Annotated in this window: 13 protein-coding genes; 8 read left to right on the top strand and 5 right to left on the bottom strand. The window is 57.8% G+C overall.

The window, feature by feature from the left end; translation table 11 throughout:
• Positions 1-5 precede the first annotated feature (5 nt).
• From NKH36_RS24985 to NKH36_RS24970, 4 genes are read left to right on the top strand one after another with little or no spacing between them, the layout of a single operon-like run.
• On the top strand, positions 6-1,208 hold the full coding sequence (locus NKH36_RS24985) for an acyl-CoA dehydrogenase family protein (RefSeq protein ID WP_352958815.1): 1,203 nt from the start codon (positions 6-8) through the stop codon (positions 1,206-1,208).
• 1 nt (position 1,209) lies between these two features.
• Positions 1,210-2,310 carry an acyl-CoA dehydrogenase family protein gene (locus tag NKH36_RS24980; RefSeq protein WP_352958817.1) on the top strand — a complete coding sequence of 367 codons (1,101 nt, stop codon included), beginning with the start codon at positions 1,210-1,212 and terminating at the stop codon, positions 2,308-2,310.
• Positions 2,311-2,326: 16 nt separating this feature from the next.
• Positions 2,327-3,103 carry a carnitinyl-CoA dehydratase gene (locus NKH36_RS24975; RefSeq protein ID WP_352958818.1) on the top strand — a complete coding sequence of 259 codons (777 nt, stop codon included), beginning with the start codon at positions 2,327-2,329 and terminating at the stop codon, positions 3,101-3,103.
• Positions 3,104-4,300: a CaiB/BaiF CoA transferase family protein gene (locus tag NKH36_RS24970; protein ID WP_352958820.1), complete on the top strand. Its 1,197-nt coding sequence runs from the start codon at positions 3,104-3,106 to the stop codon at positions 4,298-4,300.
• Here NKH36_RS24970 and NKH36_RS24965 read toward each other — a convergent pair.
• Positions 4,297-5,235, bottom strand: a complete 939-nt coding sequence (locus tag NKH36_RS24965) for a LysR substrate-binding domain-containing protein (protein ID WP_352958821.1) — start codon at positions 5,233-5,235, stop codon at positions 4,297-4,299. The two genes, NKH36_RS24970 and NKH36_RS24965, sit on opposite strands and share 4 nt — an antisense overlap.
• A 148-nt stretch (positions 5,236-5,383) precedes the next feature.
• Between NKH36_RS24965 and NKH36_RS24960 the strand changes: the two genes are divergently transcribed.
• Positions 5,384-5,770: an ectoine synthase gene (locus NKH36_RS24960; protein WP_352958823.1), complete on the top strand. Its 387-nt coding sequence runs from the start codon at positions 5,384-5,386 to the stop codon at positions 5,768-5,770.
• 202 nt (positions 5,771-5,972) lie between these two features.
• On the opposite strand, the gene NKH36_RS24955 is transcribed toward NKH36_RS24960, so the two are convergent.
• The 4 genes from NKH36_RS24955 to dctP all read right to left on the bottom strand — a co-directional run bounded on the left by NKH36_RS24955 (position 5,973) and on the right by dctP (position 11,289).
• Complete coding sequence (locus NKH36_RS24955; protein ID WP_502912109.1) at positions 5,973-7,577, bottom strand: ISL3 family transposase; 1,605 nt, start codon at positions 7,575-7,577, stop codon at positions 5,973-5,975.
• Positions 7,578-7,800: 223 nt separating this feature from the next.
• On the bottom strand, positions 7,801-8,949 hold the full coding sequence (locus NKH36_RS24950) for a mandelate racemase/muconate lactonizing enzyme family protein (protein WP_352958825.1): 1,149 nt from the start codon (positions 8,947-8,949) through the stop codon (positions 7,801-7,803).
• Positions 8,950-8,973: 24 nt separating this feature from the next.
• Complete coding sequence (locus tag NKH36_RS24945) at positions 8,974-9,999, bottom strand: C45 family autoproteolytic acyltransferase/hydrolase (protein ID WP_352958827.1); 1,026 nt, start codon at positions 9,997-9,999, stop codon at positions 8,974-8,976.
• 129 nt (positions 10,000-10,128) lie between these two features.
• A complete protein-coding gene (gene dctP / locus NKH36_RS24940) occupies positions 10,129-11,289 on the bottom strand; it encodes a TRAP transporter substrate-binding protein DctP (protein WP_352958829.1) in 1,161 nt (386 codons plus the stop codon).
• A gap of 313 nt (positions 11,290-11,602) precedes the next feature.
• On the opposite strand from dctP, the gene NKH36_RS24935 reads away from it, so the two are divergent.
• From NKH36_RS24935 to NKH36_RS24925, 3 genes are read left to right on the top strand one after another with little or no spacing between them, the layout of a single operon-like run.
• Positions 11,603-12,742, top strand: a complete 1,140-nt coding sequence (locus NKH36_RS24935; RefSeq protein ID WP_352958830.1) for a M24 family metallopeptidase — start codon at positions 11,603-11,605, stop codon at positions 12,740-12,742.
• Positions 12,732-14,081: an imidazolonepropionase gene (gene hutI, locus NKH36_RS24930; RefSeq protein ID WP_352958831.1), complete on the top strand. Its 1,350-nt coding sequence runs from the start codon at positions 12,732-12,734 to the stop codon at positions 14,079-14,081. Before NKH36_RS24935 ends, hutI begins: the two co-directional genes overlap by 11 nt.
• A 23-nt stretch (positions 14,082-14,104) precedes the next feature.
• Positions 14,105-15,166: an extracellular solute-binding protein gene (locus NKH36_RS24925; RefSeq protein ID WP_352958832.1), complete on the top strand. Its 1,062-nt coding sequence runs from the start codon at positions 14,105-14,107 to the stop codon at positions 15,164-15,166.
• The last annotated feature ends 2 nt before the right edge of the window (positions 15,167-15,168 follow it).

Here is a 15,168-nt window from a genome sequence, read left to right as displayed (position 1 = left end):
CCCAGATGGCCATTTCCTTCGCCCTCGATGAACGCGCCGAGGCATTCAGGGCGAAGGTGGCGCTGGTGCTTGCCGATGCGCTACCACCCGGGATTCGCGTCCAGGTCGCTGATGAAAGGGTAGATCTCGCGCGGGCCGACCAAGCGACATGGCAGTCAATTCTCGATTCCTACGGTTGGGGCGGCATGGGCCTTTCGAGGGCACATGGGGGGCCGGGATGGACCGACGAGGAGCATTTCGTGTTCTTGCGCGAGTTGGGTCGTGCGGACGCGCCGCGGCCGCCCCTTTATAGCCTTAAGATGATGGCGCCGGCGCTCACTTGTTTTGGGACCGCCGAGCAGGTTGCGAAGTATCTGCCCGATATCATCGCGGGCCGCACATTCTGGTGCCTTGCGTTCTCAGAACCCAATGCCGGTTCTGATCTCGCCGCAATGCGATGTTCCGCGATAAAGACGGAAACCGGTTACGAGATCACTGGCTCCAAGATTTGGACAAGCGATGCACATCATGCAGATCTGATGTGTGGCTTTTTTCGAACCAGTTCAAGCGGACGCAAGCAGGAAGGGATCACGGCGCTTGTCGTCGACATGAACTCTCCCGGCATCACGATTCGCCCATTGCCCAACTATGAAGGGACGCACGAATGCAACGAGGTCTTCTTCGACAAGGTACGGGTTGATTGTGCGAATCTCATCGGCGAAGAGGGTAACGGCTGGGCCATTGTCAAGTATCTACTGAACGTCGAACGGTTTGATCTTGCTGAAGTGCCCCGTTCAATTGCCACTGTAGCGCGGATTCGCGAACGTATCCTTGCCTTGCAACGTAAGACCACATGCACTGAAAAGGGAGGTGAACTCCAGGCTCGTCTTGCGCGGCTTGAGATTGACCTACGTGCCCTTGCTGCCACCGAATGCCGGTATGCGCTTGGGACGTCGCCGCAGGAGTCGAACGGAGCCGAGCCATCTGTCCTTAAATGGGTTGGCACCGAGCTTCAGCAAGATTTACTTGAACTGCTCATGGATGCCTACGGCGAGCAGGCGCAGGCAAGGCTGCCGGCCGAAGTGGCACTTCCAGGCTCGATCTGTCCCGTTCAGGGTGGCTTTGCGGGCAGGGCCTTTCACCGGTACCGGGCCACGACGATCTACGGTGGCTCCACCGAGATTCAAAAGGAACTGATTGCGCGGACTGCGCTCGGTCTGGGGGCTTGAAATGGACTTCACGCTTACCGAGGAACAGACACTCTTGCGCGACTCCGCGCGCCGCTATTTCGCGAGGACGGAATCGGCAACGCCTCGCATCGATCCCGGAAAAGCCTGGGCGGATATCGCCGAAATGGGCTGGCTGTCCGTGATGGTTCCGCTGGAATCGGGCGGGTTTGGCGGGTCAATCATCGACGGCTGCCTTCTGGCGCAGGAATTGGGCAGAGGGCATGTCGCCGTGCCGTTCGCGGAAACCGCCATCCTCGGCGCGACAACATTTGCAAACGACGCCTCCATGTTGGAATGCATCGCTGCGGGGAGCGTCAAGTTTGCTTATGTTCTGCAGGACGATGCCGCAGAACCACTGATTTTCAAAAGGACGACCGACGGCTACGTCTTGAGCGGCGACAAACCATTCGTCCGCTTTGCTTCCGACACCTCCATGTTGATCGTGAAGGCGTTTGATGAAGCGGACCATGTTCCGGCCATCTTCAGACTTTCCACGGAGTCGCCGTCGCTTCAGCTCAAGCCCTTTCCGACACTGGATGGCGTGGGAGCGGCGAGCGTTTCATTCCAATCTTTGGCAGTCGATGGCGAGGCTTGCCTGGCCGTCGGCGAGCCTGCCCGTGCCATCATAGACAAGCTTGAGCTGGCTTCGTGTCTGGCTTTTACGGCCGAAGCAGTTGGCCTGATGGAGTTTCTGGTCAACGCGACGCGCGACTATGCGCAGACCCGACAGCAATTTGGACAACCGATTTCCCGTTTTCAGGTGGTTCGTCACAAGCTCGTCGAAATGTATGCCCTTTCGCAACTGGCGGAATCGCTCGCGTTTCAGGCAGCGGACACGTTGGATCGTCTTGGGATCACCGCCGAAACACTACAAGCAGTTCGAGCCGCGTTTTCGTATGTCGGCCGACAGGGTCGGCGGGTGGGAAAGGAGGCCATCCAGCTACACGGCGCGATCGGCACCATGGAAGAGATGCCGATCGGCCATGCTTTCGCTCGCCTCGTGGCAATATCGCAGAGCTGCGGCGGCGCCTCGATGCATGAGGCAAACTATGCGACTGAACTGATGTCCATTGGCGACACCTCACGCCTTTGGGCCCTGTAGGCAAATAGGAGAGGCAATGACCGATAATCCGATCAGGACAAGCAAAGACGGCCATGTCCTGGAAGTCACTCTGGACCGGCCCAAAGCCAATGCTATCGACCGGGCTACCAGCCGGATCATGGGAGACGTCTTCACCGAGTTCCGCGACGACCCGGAATTGCGGGTGGCCATCCTTACCGGGGCCGGCGAGAAATTCTTCTGCCCTGGTTGGGACCTCAAGGCTGGCGACGCCGTCGACGGAGACTTTGGCAAGGGCGGCTTCGGCGGACTACAGGAACTTCGCGGTCTCAACAAGCCGGTCATCGCGGCGGTCAACGGTATTTGCTGCGGTGGCGGGTTGGAGCTTGCCATCTGTGCGGACATCATTCTGGCAGCGGATCATGCCACCTTCGCACTGCCTGAAATCCGCTCGGGCAATCTCGCGGACGCAGGAAGCATCAAGCTGCCGACGCGCATTCCTTACCATATCGCCATGGAGATGCTCTTCACGGGGCGATGGATGGATGCGGCCGAAGCGGCACGCTGGGGCCTCGTGAACCATGTCCATCCGGCCGCGGACCTGATGGCGGAAGCTCGCAAGATTGCGAGATCGCTCGCCGCCGGCCCTCCCTTGGTTTACGCGGCTATCAAGGAAATCGTGCGCGAAACAGAGGACTTGAAGTTCCTAGATGCGATCAACCGCGTCTCCAGAAGCCAGCTGGAGTCGGTAGAAAGGCTCTACCATTCCGAAGACCAGAAGGAAGGTATCCTTGCCTTCGCCGAAAAGCGTGATCCTGTCTGGAAAGGGCGATAGATGACACATCCTCCGCTGCACGGGCTCAAAATCCTCGATCTTTCACAGCACGCACCGGGGCCGTTCGCCACGATGATCCTCGGCGATCTGGGTGCCGAAGTGACTCATATCGTGCATCCGGGTGCGTCTGCCGGTCCAATGTACTTCAAGCAGTTGCTCGACGACCCATTTGTGGGCGTTCGCTTCGGCCCCAAAGACACGCTGATGCGCAACAAGCGTTCGCTTACCCTCGATCTCAAGACCGATTGCGGTCTTGAGATCTGTCGCAAACTTGCACTGCAATCTGATGTCATGGTCGTCGAGATGCGGCCGGGTAAGCTGGCGAAGTTCGGTCTCGACCATGCCACCCTGAAAGCCGATAATCCCGGCCTGATTGCGTGCTGCATCAGTGGCTACGGAAGCAACGGACCGCTGGCGCAATCCGCTGGACATGATCTCAACTACGTCGCCCTGTCTGGCGCTCTCGAGCTCATGCGCGACAGTAACGGCGAGCCGTTGCCGCCCCAAAATGTCCTAGGGGACTATGTGGGCGGTGGATATCTGGCCGTCATAGGTATTCTGGCTGCGCTTGCGGCGCGCGAGAAGACGGGGCAGGGCCAGGAGATCGATGTCGGGATGCTGGACGGTGTCCTGCTTACGCTCGCCGATCTCTTTTCGGCTCCGCTAAACGGCATCGGGCGAGTAAGCGACTGGCGATCGACTCTCGGTGGTGGGATGCCCAATTACAGGTGCTATCGCTGCGCCGACGGTCAATATCTCGCTGTCGCATCGCTTGAGAAACGCTTCAGCGAAACTCTGCTGCGCGAGCTCGACCTGCTTCATTTTTTCGAACGCATGGACAGCTCCGAAAGCAACGCGTCCGTGGCCGAGGCGCTCGCCAAAAAATTCGCTGAGAAGCCGCGGGCCGATTGGCTCGATCTCTTCAACGGGAAGGACGTCTGCATCACGCCGGTCCTGGACATGACCGAGGTTGCCGACGATCCGCAGGTTCGTGCGCGAGAGATGGTGGTCGAGCGGTTCGGGGTTCGCCAAATTGCACCCGCTCCTCGATTTTCTGAAACTCCTTCCTCGATCCGGTCTGCGCCCGCGCAGCCAGGTCAACACAACAGGCAGGTCCTCACCGAACTGGGTTATGACGAAGACAGCATGGAACGGATCGTTGCGAGTGGGGCAGTCGGTACGGCAGACCTTCGTTAATTCAGCGTTGTGGCAGTCTGGCGGTGGGGATCAGCTTGCGCGCTCGAGGCGTCGTGCCCGTCCTTGCTTGCACAGATCTGCTGGAACCAATCGGTGAACGCGTCCACGGCGGGGCCCGCATCATGGGCCTTTAAGAGGTAGTACCCTTGATCTTCAAGCGTCGCGATCTCTGACAGAACCACGAGATCGCCGTGCGCTATCTCCCGTCGGAACACCTGGATCGGACAAAGTGCGACGCCATGGCCGGCCATGATGGCGCCCGTCAGAAGATTGAAATCCTGATAGATCGGCCCGCGAAGCGGCTTGATACGCTTGATGCCCGCCTTCTCGAACCACTGCGCCCAGCCATCCAAGCTTTCATCATGCAGCAGGTCCGCGCTTTCCAATCCATTGCTATGGAGAATCTCGGGCTTCTGTTTCACGTAATGGGCGCTCGCCACGGGCTTGTTCATGCGTGAGAAAAGCCTGATCGAGCGGCAGGCCTCGCTGTCCGCGCGGCTAAGCGTGATCAAGACATCGTGCTTATCGGCATCGAAGGTTTCCTGCGCATGGGCGTATTCAACGCGCATGTCTATGTCCGGATGTTTGCTCAGGAAGTCCTGGACAGCCGGCACGAGCCAACGTGTGGCGATCGATGCGATACAACCGACCGATAGCGGGCTGCTGCCGGGCCAGCGCTTTAGGCGCCGGGTCGAGACTGAGATCATGCGTAGCGCAGTCGATACTGCCTCGTAGAACTCCTCGCCGGCAGGTGTGAGGACGATGCCGCGTCCGACGCGCCTGAACAGTGGTCGACCGAGCCATTCCTCCAACTGTCTGACTTGCTGGCTCACCGCCGAATGCGTGACGTTTATCTCGCGGCCTGCATTCGTCAGGCTGGCCAGGCGAGCCGCGGCTTCGAACGCTTTCAGCGCGTTCAACGGAGGCAGTTCCATCTGTAAGTATTCCTTCCATTTGTGTTAGAAATGACGGTTTGTCCGAAAAGCCTCAATCATGCATGTTTCCTACGGATAGTGCGCCTCATCGCTATCTCGGTGTGACAGCTGTGGCGCCTTCATCATAGTTCTTCTTATAGGTGAAAACATGTTCGTTCGATCGATCAATGAAATCCAGGGGACTACGCGGGACGTCGATTGGGGCAATGGCAAGAGCTACCGCCTGCTGATCGACTCCGACGGGATGGGTTTTGGAGTCTGCCACACTGTCGTGAAAGCCGGCACGGAAGCCCTGCTGCAGTACAAAAATCACCTGGAGGCCTGCTACTGCATCGCCGGCGAGGGCGAGGTTGAAGATATGAGCGGCACTATCCACCCCATCAAGGCCGGCGACATTTACGTGCTAGACCAACATGACAAGCATTACCTGCGCGGTGGTAGGGATGCGGACCTCATCCTGGTCAGTGTGTTCAATCCACCTCTCAAGGGTACAGAGCGGCATGACCTCAAGAACGGCGAGGGCTCGTCGTACTGATTTCGCAATGCCACGGCCGAACGGCCACGGACGACCTGCCCGGCAGATCACCGCTTGGCACGGCAGAAAGGTGAAAGAACGCACCTATGCTCGAGAGTATCTCGCGCTTGATACTGGGGTGCACCGTGCGAGGCAGAGTCGTAGTCCTGAGCTTGCACGGGCGAGGCCAATGCTGTCGCTTGGCACTTAATTGGGTTCTTCCTCACTTTGTGTGGTGATCAGGCCGGTTGAGTGGCAGCATGCGTGCCCTAAGGAGTTCGGAGCCCGCTCTGCCGTACATCGCACGCTTGATCGTCTTCAGGCGGTTGATCTGCCCTTCCGCCTGGCCGTTGCTCCACGGCAATTCAATGGCATTGCGAACGGCGTCAACGTCACGGCGTAGGACCCGAGCGAAACGCGTGATGGCGACGAGCCCGGAGTTGACGGCATCGTCGATCCAAGTGTCGAGCTTGTCCAATTCACGGCCCCGCAAAATGCCGCGGAAGCGCATGGCAAGCCTGCGCATCATGGCAAACTCATGTGATCCCTGCTTCAGGACATCGACCTTTCTCGCCTGGTTGATCGTCAGCATACCCCGGGGCTTCATGCAGAGGGCCGCGGCGACTACCGGCGAGATCACATGGCCAGTCGCCGGATCCCGTATGGGGACAGCATCGCGGGCTGGTTGATGGCGTATGATCGAAGCAGGCGACGCACTGTCCTTGCCCGGCCTCTCGGCGCGGCGCCAGCTTGCGAGAAGCCGCTCCAGATTGGAGAAACTGCCCGTGTAGCCGCGCTGTTTGATATCGTGGAACAGGTGTCGTCCGCAGCGATTGCCGTCTCTCCAGGACTGGCTAAGAAACGCCTCGAAATATAAGGGTGACGTCGGCTTCAACGCGGCCCTGCGTCGGTCGGGTGGCGTGTCGAAAGTCAGCCATTTGGCGATGCTGCGCCGGCCGTAGCCGGTACGACGGGCGATCTCGGAACAGGACAGCCCTTCCTTGCGCAAGGCGTGAACCATTTCGAACACCGTCTGCCGCGATTGTCGATGAGCGTGGCGCACCCGGCGCCGATGCGTTGCGTCAACGTGCGGATCATCCTGAATCAGATCGACTTGCGCGCTCCCGATACCCTTATCGGGCAGCAATGCACGCCCCGTGGCGCGGCCCGAAAGGCTCATCTGCTCCTCGATTGCGACCCGCAGATTCTGCATGAGATGGAACCGATCAGCCACCTGGCGCGCTTGCGGTGCACCCTCGCGAACAGCTTGCGCATAGAGCCCGCATCGGTCTCGGCTCACGATCTCGACGGAAGGGTGCCGCTCTAGCCATTGCGACGCACTCGCCACGCTTCGGTCATCCAGGATGTCGACAACCGAATGGCGCTCCAGGTCCACGATCATCGTGCCGTAGCGCCATGATCGCCGCCAGCTCCAGTCATCGATGCCAACGACCCGAATGGTGGAGTTGCTGTGAGCGGCCGCGGCATCTCGCTTCAGCTGCCGCAGGATACTGTCGTCGCTGACCGGCATGCCGAGCCGTCGCATCAAGCGCTCGCCGGGACGGCCGCCGGTGCTATGGCCGAGCAAACCGACAATCTCCGCGATTATCCTTGTCCGGCGCGCATAAGGGGTAGCAATCGTCGGCAGACGGTCGGTGAATGTTTGTCGTTCACATTTCTGATGTGCGCACCGCCAGCGGCTCAACCGAAGCTTCACCGTCACGGTCTTGCCCTGGACCGGCAGATCCTGAAGGCTGCGGTTGGACCAGCCATGCCGACTGTCCGCAATCGGGCCAAATGCCGAACGCCGGTCCGGCAGCGGAAACAAGCCAACTGTCATCATCAGTGAGCGCGACACCCAGTATTTTAACCCCTGGGCCGGGGGACCATTTTGTTTTCGTTCGCATGCCCGCGCATAGCGGCATCCTCGCTAACGGCGAATGAACCACACAAAGTGAGGAAGAGCCCAATTAAGTGCCAAGCGACAGCTGATACATGCCAGCTCGATTATACAAAGACGCGTAAACTTACCTCTCTTTCGAGGAATGCCCCTAAATGCACGATGCCCATAAATATGGTTCAACGGCACCCTTGGACAAGATTGCCCCTATCCCAGGCTCATTCGATATACTGAATTGGCCATCTTTCGCTGACGCTGGGTTCTCTAGCACCTCCACGTAGCCCTGGTCCTCATTGAAGTAGGGATAGTGTTCGTGAATCATGAAATTACTGATGTTTGCCTCGAGTTGGAGCGTGGCGGCCGTTATCAAGCTGCTTCCACAAACGTGGGGAGCAACCCTCATATTGTACGCTTCGGCCATGGCTGCTATTTTCTTGACCTCCATCAATCCGCCGGCCGTTCCAACATCTGGTTGGATGATACCTGTCGCTTGCAGCTCGAAAATCTTGCGATAACCAGACTTCGTGTAAATGCGTTCTCCGACAGCGATCGGTATCGGAATCTGATTGGAAATGACCTTCAGAGCACCATTGTCGAATGGATCGCAGGGTTCTTCGACATAGTGTATGTCGAATTCAACAAACCGCCGGCAGAGCCGTATTGTCTCATCCGTCGTGAGACCGCCGCTGAGATCAATCATGAGCTCGATCCTGGAGCCCGCGGCATTTCGCACCGCCTTCACGCGCTGATAAGCAAGCTCGATGGCTTCAGCACTTACCGCCCGACGCGTGACGTGCTGCAATGCCGTACCAACGCGCTGAGCGAGCGGATAGAACTTCAGCGCGGAGTAGCCGTCTTTCAGAGGCCGGTCGACTGCCTTGGCAAACTCGTCCGGTGTGTCAGCTGCACCATACCAGCCATTGGCGTAGGCTTGAACGTGATCGCGGAACGGCCCACCAAAAAGCTCATAGACGGGAACGCCAAGGGACTTGCCTTTGATGTCCCATAGCGCCTGCTCGATGGCACTGATCCCGGCGAAGATGATCGCGCCTCCATTCTTCGCCCAGAACGAATGATCGTACATCGATGACCATAATTCCTCAATTCGCGACGGATCTCGACCAATCAGAAACCGCTCCGACAGATCCTTAATCATCCCTGCTGCCGCAGTTCCCCCAACGCCATAAGCGATTCCCGCTTCGCCTAGCCCCGATATTCCCTCATCGGTTGACAGTTCCACCAGTACTGGATGAAGACGGCCAGACTTGAGAAGGTAAATTTTTGCTTGGGTGATCTTCATTGCCGCCTCCGAGTGAAAGATGAACTACAGGCAGAGTCGTTCGTATTTGGAAGCGGATGGCATTCCCCGCGCCAGATATAGCGTCCGCGATCGGCAATCCATGACGATGGAGAACGCGGTTTGCGTCGGTTCGCGGGTTGACGTCAATTTGCATACGGAATCGGGCGTGCCGTCCCGGTTTCGCAGGATGTCAAAGACGTCTTCAATGCTTTGGCAGGTGTCACGGCGGGCATTTATGGTGTGCAGACGTGCCTGGCTCGAAGGATATTGCTTGGCCAACTCCTGAGCGTCTTCGTCCCGACGAATGTCTTCACACAAGGCGTGGTTGGTATGCGCCAAAAAGTCATCCACTCGCGATACATGCACACCATGGCGCGCTGAGACCTCGATGCTGGCAATAGCATCGGTGACGTCACCGATCAGATAGGCCCGTCCCGCCATATGCGGTAATGATTTGGCTGCGTCGAGTGCCTCATCTACACCGCTCGTTGCGAGGAGTATCCGGCGGGCAATTTGACTGGGAATTCCGTCGGTACGAGATCTGAGCACCAAGTCATTGTTGACCATGGCGAGCCCAGCGCGATTGCATCCCACCCAGCCGAGACCGCCATACGCCGACACGGTGGCGAAATCAAATCCGTCCGATGCGATGTGTATGAAGAGAGCCTGCTCCGCCTGGCTTCCAACCGGCGCATCCCAATTCTGCCCAACCACCACACCTTGGCTCGTTTGAACCGCAAGCGCGCTGCAGCCCGTGTCATTGTTCGGCGCCAGCAGCTCAAAGGAACTTCGGATAACTATGTCGAGGAGGGGACGACCGGCGCCGTCTGCAATTCCGCGCAGCTCTGCATGAACGTCAGGAGCGATAGCGCTGATCGCGTCAGCGGTGTCCTTAGCGCGCTCATATATCAATCGCAGATCAGAGGATCCAAGCGTGTCGAGGGGGCGCCTTATCCCAGTCTCGATCGCCGCCGCAAAGCGCTGGCCATGTTGCGTTCCGCGCTGATAGGCCGATCCGCACAGCACGACGACGGGGATATCGGCTTCCATGGCCATCCGCTCCTCAACGACATCCGTCGGCGAATGACGGCATAGAATTTATCAGAGGGCTAGACAATCATTGTTTTCTTGTCAAGAAAATTATGAGCTTTCGTTAGGGTGCAGTTTTTCGTTTCGCCGTTAGGATTTGGCGAACGAACCGAGGTCGTCAACCAGACCGGGTCGCCAAACTCCCGCTTTTTCCATTTCTCGGAAGATCTCCTGGGATTTGGTCCGCCAAGGCTTCAAGCCGACGCTACACATGACCGCATCATCCTCTTCGAGCAGCGCTGGCAGCAGGTCGTCGGTATGTCCGATCAGATCCGAACAGAATTCAGCCGCTTCAATCGCGGCCTGTTCGAGACCTGCTTGCATGTGGGGCGCAAGGATTTGGTAACGCTGCAGGTTCATGGCGAAGGTCAGATCCAGCGGCCGATAATCAAGGACGGTGATGAACCTGGCGAAGCGAGTGAATCGCATGCTCACAACATGACTCAGGTTTGTGATCATGGCGGTGAATTTCTTGGCTTCAAAAGCGTCGGCGATATCGTTCCATGAAACGACGACCGGACGGCATCCCATCATTTCCAAATAGCGGAACATGGTGTCATTCTCGGGGCACCTGATCGTGAGGCCCTTGAGGTCGTCCGGAGATAAGATTGGAGTCGTCGAAAGCATGACAAGCGACGGACCTCGCCTCCATTTCATGTTCGGACTCAGTATTTCGACAGAATTATTCCTAAGGGCCGTCCTAATCTCCTTGTAAAATAAGGAGCTGTTCGAGAATTGTTCGAAATGTCTTTCATTCTCGAAGCAGAACGGCAACGATGCCAATTTAATCGGATCGGCGAGATGCTGAAAGAAGCTTAAACTCTCGACGAAGATGTCGATAATACCATTGACGAGCGCTCTGACCTGGGTGTCAGCGGGTCCAAGTTGTGCCGCTGGAAAAACCGAAATTGTAAGGTCTGAACCGGTCTTCTCTTTTACAAGCGAAGAGAACATATCGATTGCTCGACCTTCTGGATCCCAGGAGGGAACAAGGGTGCCTAGGCAACGAGGCATTTCCGAGTCATTCTGGAGAAAATACTGCGTCGGACGATCGAGCTCGAGACCAAAGCGGACTAGGGACGCGATCGAAGTGGCCGCCTTTCCTGTCTCCAGCTTCGACAGTTGTGATACGGACATCCCTACCTTCTTAGCCAAGTGATCGAGACTCAGCTTCTTCGCCTTCCGGGCTTCGCGGAGGCGTTTGCCGACGACACCATTAATGTCCTGTGAGATGTCTGATTTGGCGTCCATGGGGCCCTCTAGCTCCTACTGTCATTTTCATGTGTCCCCCCTACGCGCCCTGCCAACATCACGGCAGCCTAAGAAAAAGCGACTTTCGGGCCGCCCTCAGAAATTGGCGGATCCGAAAATCTGAAGAGCGCGACGGTCCTGATAGCATCATTCTTTCGGAAAAAAAATGACTTGCGCATGATGCTAGAATTTTCTTGACAGGAAAAACACGCCGTGCCCTTTTAGTCGGAAGTTGCGAAGAGGGTGCGCTGAAGCCTCTGTCGAAGCGCGGTTGAACAGATTTGTAAGAGGAAATGACGTGGTTGGAAGGAATATGGCGTTCTCCCTAGAGGAGTATCAAGGACGGCTCAATCAAGTTCAGGCGGCCATCCAGGCACGCGACCTGACGGGCCTGCTCGTTCATTCGCCGCACAATATTTGCTATCTCACCGGCTATCACACATCCGGTTTCTTCGCTTACCAGGTGCTCTTTGTTCCGGCTGAGGGCGAACCTCTGCTTCTGGTGCGTGAACTGGAGCGCACAAACGCCGATGAGTATTCGTGGCTCGATCGCGATCAGCAGGCGATCTATCTGGACAACGAAGATCCTGTAGCCGTCACCGGCCGTTGGCTCGCCGATCTCGGGTGGACCGCCGCAAAATTGCCGATAGCCGTTGAGAAGTCCTCCTTCAATCTATCGGTCAGGGACTACGAAAAACTCCTGAGCCACGCGAAGCCGAACCATTTGGTTGACGGCTCGGTCATCGTTGGACGCGTTCGCGTCGTGAAGTCGCCGCAGGAAATTGCTTATGCCCGCCGGGCCGCATTGATTGCCGACGTCGGGATGAGCGCTGGATTGGGCGCCCTTGCAGTCGGCAAGCAGGAACTCGAGATTGCGGCCATTATTCAAGATAAACAAATCTTGGCTGGTTGCGAATACACGAGCCTGCCGAACTACATCTCCTCCGGCTATAGAATGGCTATCGGCCACGCGACGCCAACCGAAAAGGTCATTGCGTCCGGCGACGTTCTAAAATTCGAGATCACGGGATGCGTCAGACGCTACGGCGCCGCGATGATGCGAACGGCCGTGATGGGCAAGCCAAGCGACGATGTCGCCCGCGTGGCCGACCTGCTCATAAGCAGCCAGGATCGTGCTTTCAGCATGATGAAGCCGGGCGCCGTGGCTGGCGACATCGATGCGGCGATCCGGCAGCCCGTTCTCAAGACGGGTCTCCGCAATACCTATCACCCGCGCGTCGGCTACTCCCTCGGTATCGGCTTTCCGCCGGTGTCCGGCGAATGGGAAGTCAGGGAGTTTATGGCCGGTGACACCTGGCTGCTCGAAGCCGGAACGATCTTTCACATGATCATCAATGCCAACGGCATTTCCTTCAGCGAGACGATCTTGGTGCACGAAACCGGAGCCGAGCGGCTGACCTCTCTCGACCGGGAGCTCTACGTTGTCAGCTAAGCCGGAAAATGGCCGCACGAACCCAGCCGCTGTTGCAGTGCGCAATAGCGCCCTTGGAAATTGGGACGCGGCCACGCGCGGGCATCGATCGGGGGAGCTGCTGGTAACCAACATAGCTGAGCTTACACCGGTCAACGAATTTGGAATGAGTTCGCAGCGAGGTCCGTTGAGAAGCCTCCGATCGATAACGAACGCAGCGGTCTACGCGGTTGACGGAAAGATCAGGAGGTTAGGGCCTGCTGAAGACGTTCTGGCCAGTCTTCCAAACAATTCTGATCCGATTGTTCTCGACGCGTCGGGACGCGCCGTTGTACCCGGCTTCGTCGACTGCCACACGCATCTGCTCTATGCGGGCTCGCGAGCTGACGAATACCCGATGCGCATCGCCGGCGCCGGCTACAGCGAAATCGCCGCCACTGGCGGTGGTGTTGCAAGAACCATAAGAGAAAGCGGCACAGCGACGCCAGATGTCTTAGAAAGTTCTCTGAACGCGAGGCTGGAACGCGCTGTTCTGAACGGCACGACGACGGCTGAGGTCAAGACCGGGTACTGGGTCGAGCCTGAAGGGGAACTCGCAGCCCTGGAGATCATCGCGCGGGCAACGCGCTGCCAGCCCCTCGATCTGGTGGCGACGTTCCACGTGGCTTTGGGCACCCCCGGACGATTCAAGGACGTCGATGCGCAAGCCGCTTTTGTCATAGACGAGGTTTTGCCCGTCATCGCTCCTCATGCTCGATTCTGCGATATCGTGTGCGATGCCGGAGGCTTCTCAGTCGAAGGCGCACGGCGAATTTTGCGCGCAGCGGTAGCTCTTGGAATGCAACTCAAAATACATGCCGACGAATTTTCGGCCGCCGGCGGCGCGGAGCTGGCGGCCGAACTGGGAGCGGCGTCCGCAGACCATCTGTGTTATCTGCGGGAAGGCACCCCGCGAGCACTGGCGCAGTCGGCAACGATTGCGATTCTGCTTCCTGCGACGCGGCATCATCTTCTCGCGCCGTGTTTTGCGGACGCCCGCCAGCTGATCGAACAGTCGGTTCCGATCGCGCTTGGCACCGATCACGGACCCAGCAGCCCTTCATTGTCGATGCCGTTCGTCATGGGCCTGGCCTGTTCGTGGCTCCGGATGGACCCTGCGGAGGCTTTGGTCGCGGCGACCTGGAACGCAGCTTGCGCGATCGGGTGTGTCGCGACCGCCGGCTGCCTGGACGTTGGACGGCCTGCAGACATGGTTGTGCTGGATACGTCTACTTATCGTGAATTGCCTTACTTCATCGATCAACGCTTGATCAGAAACGTCGTGAAGAACGGTGAAGTACTTAGTGCGCAGAAGCGTTGATACTTCAAACCAGGGGAATAGTCATGACAAAGTCAAATATAATCTCAGAAATAGCAGCTTGTCTTGCATTGACGGTTGGTGTCATCACACCGGTTCACGCTCAATCTCCGGCCAGTATTACGATTTCGGCATCGGGAGGATCTTACGACGAATGCGTGAAAAAGGTTTACTCCGACAGTTTCGAGAAGGAGACCGGCATTAAGGTCGTTGTAGGCGGACCTGCCTACGACACTGGCGTCTGGCGAGCACAGCAGGAGTCCGGCAAAGTGGAGTGGGATGTCGCCACGTCCGATCCTGGCCAGTTGCAGCAGCTGGTCGCGAACGCGTGGGTCCAGCCGATCGATCCGCACCTTCTTGAGACGAATGGCGGCGTCATCGAGTTCCCGGGAATGGTAAGCGTCAGTGGCGGCAACGTGTACGCCTTGCCATCCGAGATTTTCGGCATTGTCGTTACGTACAACGCCGATGCGTTTACCGGAGAAAAGCCCCGGACTTGGGCGGACGTCTTTGACGTCAAGAAATTCCCTGGGAAACGGCTATTTTCGAATTCAGTGGTCGATTTCGGAGTCCTCGAAGTGGCTCTCCTCGCTGATGGTGTTGAACCGTCAAAGCTTTACCCGCTGGACGTGGAACGGGCGCTGAAAAAGCTCGACACCATCAAAGACGACATCATGTGGTATGACTTCGGCACTCAGCAGATTGCATTGCTGCAGCAGGGAGAAGCGGTTATCGGCGCCGGCTGGGACGGCCGTGTCAAGGCGCTGCAAAAAGAAGGAGTCCACGTCGATTTTTCATCGGATCATGCCGTGGTTAAACCTGACTTGTGGGTGTTGCCCAAGGGTGCAAATGCCGAAGCAGGGGCGCGCTTCCTGGCGCATATCCATAACCCGCAGCGGCAAGCTGATTTCGCCAAATGCATCGGATACGCACCAGCCCTCAAAGACTCCTATTCGTTGCTGCCGGCAGATCAGAAATTCACCATTGATCCGAAGGATCTGAGCAGCGTGGTGCCGTGGGGTGCGGCCTATTGGGCCGAACATGCCCGAGATGTCACGAGCCGCTTCAACGAGTGGCTCACGCAGTAAGA

It is taken from the genome of Mesorhizobium sp. M1312, assembly GCF_040318115.1.
In the GTDB taxonomy this organism is placed as follows: domain Bacteria; phylum Pseudomonadota; class Alphaproteobacteria; order Rhizobiales; family Rhizobiaceae; genus Mesorhizobium.
The sequence above is the reverse complement of the archived record's forward strand: the minus strand, read 5'-3'. Positions and strand labels throughout refer to the sequence as shown.

Bases quoted from the DNA above. Each gene is read 5' to 3' on its own strand.
- NKH36_RS24970 (WP_352958820.1), top strand. From the start codon at position 3,104: ATGACACATCCTCCGCTGCACGGGCTCAAAATCCTCGATCTTTCACAG.
- NKH36_RS24945 (WP_352958827.1), bottom strand. From the start codon at position 9,999: ATGGAAGCCGATATCCCCGTCGTCGTGCTGTGCGGATCGGCCTATCAG.
- NKH36_RS24965 (WP_352958821.1), bottom strand. From the start codon at position 5,235: ATGGAACTGCCTCCGTTGAACGCGCTGAAAGCGTTCGAAGCCGCGGCT.
- NKH36_RS24980 (WP_352958817.1), top strand. From the start codon at position 1,210: ATGGACTTCACGCTTACCGAGGAACAGACACTCTTGCGCGACTCCGCG.
- NKH36_RS24925 (WP_352958832.1), top strand. From the start codon at position 14,105: ATGACAAAGTCAAATATAATCTCAGAAATAGCAGCTTGTCTTGCATTG.
- NKH36_RS24985 (WP_352958815.1), top strand. From the start codon at position 6: ATGGCCATTTCCTTCGCCCTCGATGAACGCGCCGAGGCATTCAGGGCG.
- NKH36_RS24935 (WP_352958830.1), top strand. From the start codon at position 11,603: ATGGCGTTCTCCCTAGAGGAGTATCAAGGACGGCTCAATCAAGTTCAG.
- dctP (WP_352958829.1), bottom strand. From the start codon at position 11,289: ATGGACGCCAAATCAGACATCTCACAGGACATTAATGGTGTCGTCGGC.
- NKH36_RS24950 (WP_352958825.1), bottom strand. From the start codon at position 8,949: ATGAAGATCACCCAAGCAAAAATTTACCTTCTCAAGTCTGGCCGTCTT.
- NKH36_RS24960 (WP_352958823.1), top strand. From the start codon at position 5,384: ATGTTCGTTCGATCGATCAATGAAATCCAGGGGACTACGCGGGACGTC.
- NKH36_RS24975 (WP_352958818.1), top strand. From the start codon at position 2,327: ATGACCGATAATCCGATCAGGACAAGCAAAGACGGCCATGTCCTGGAA.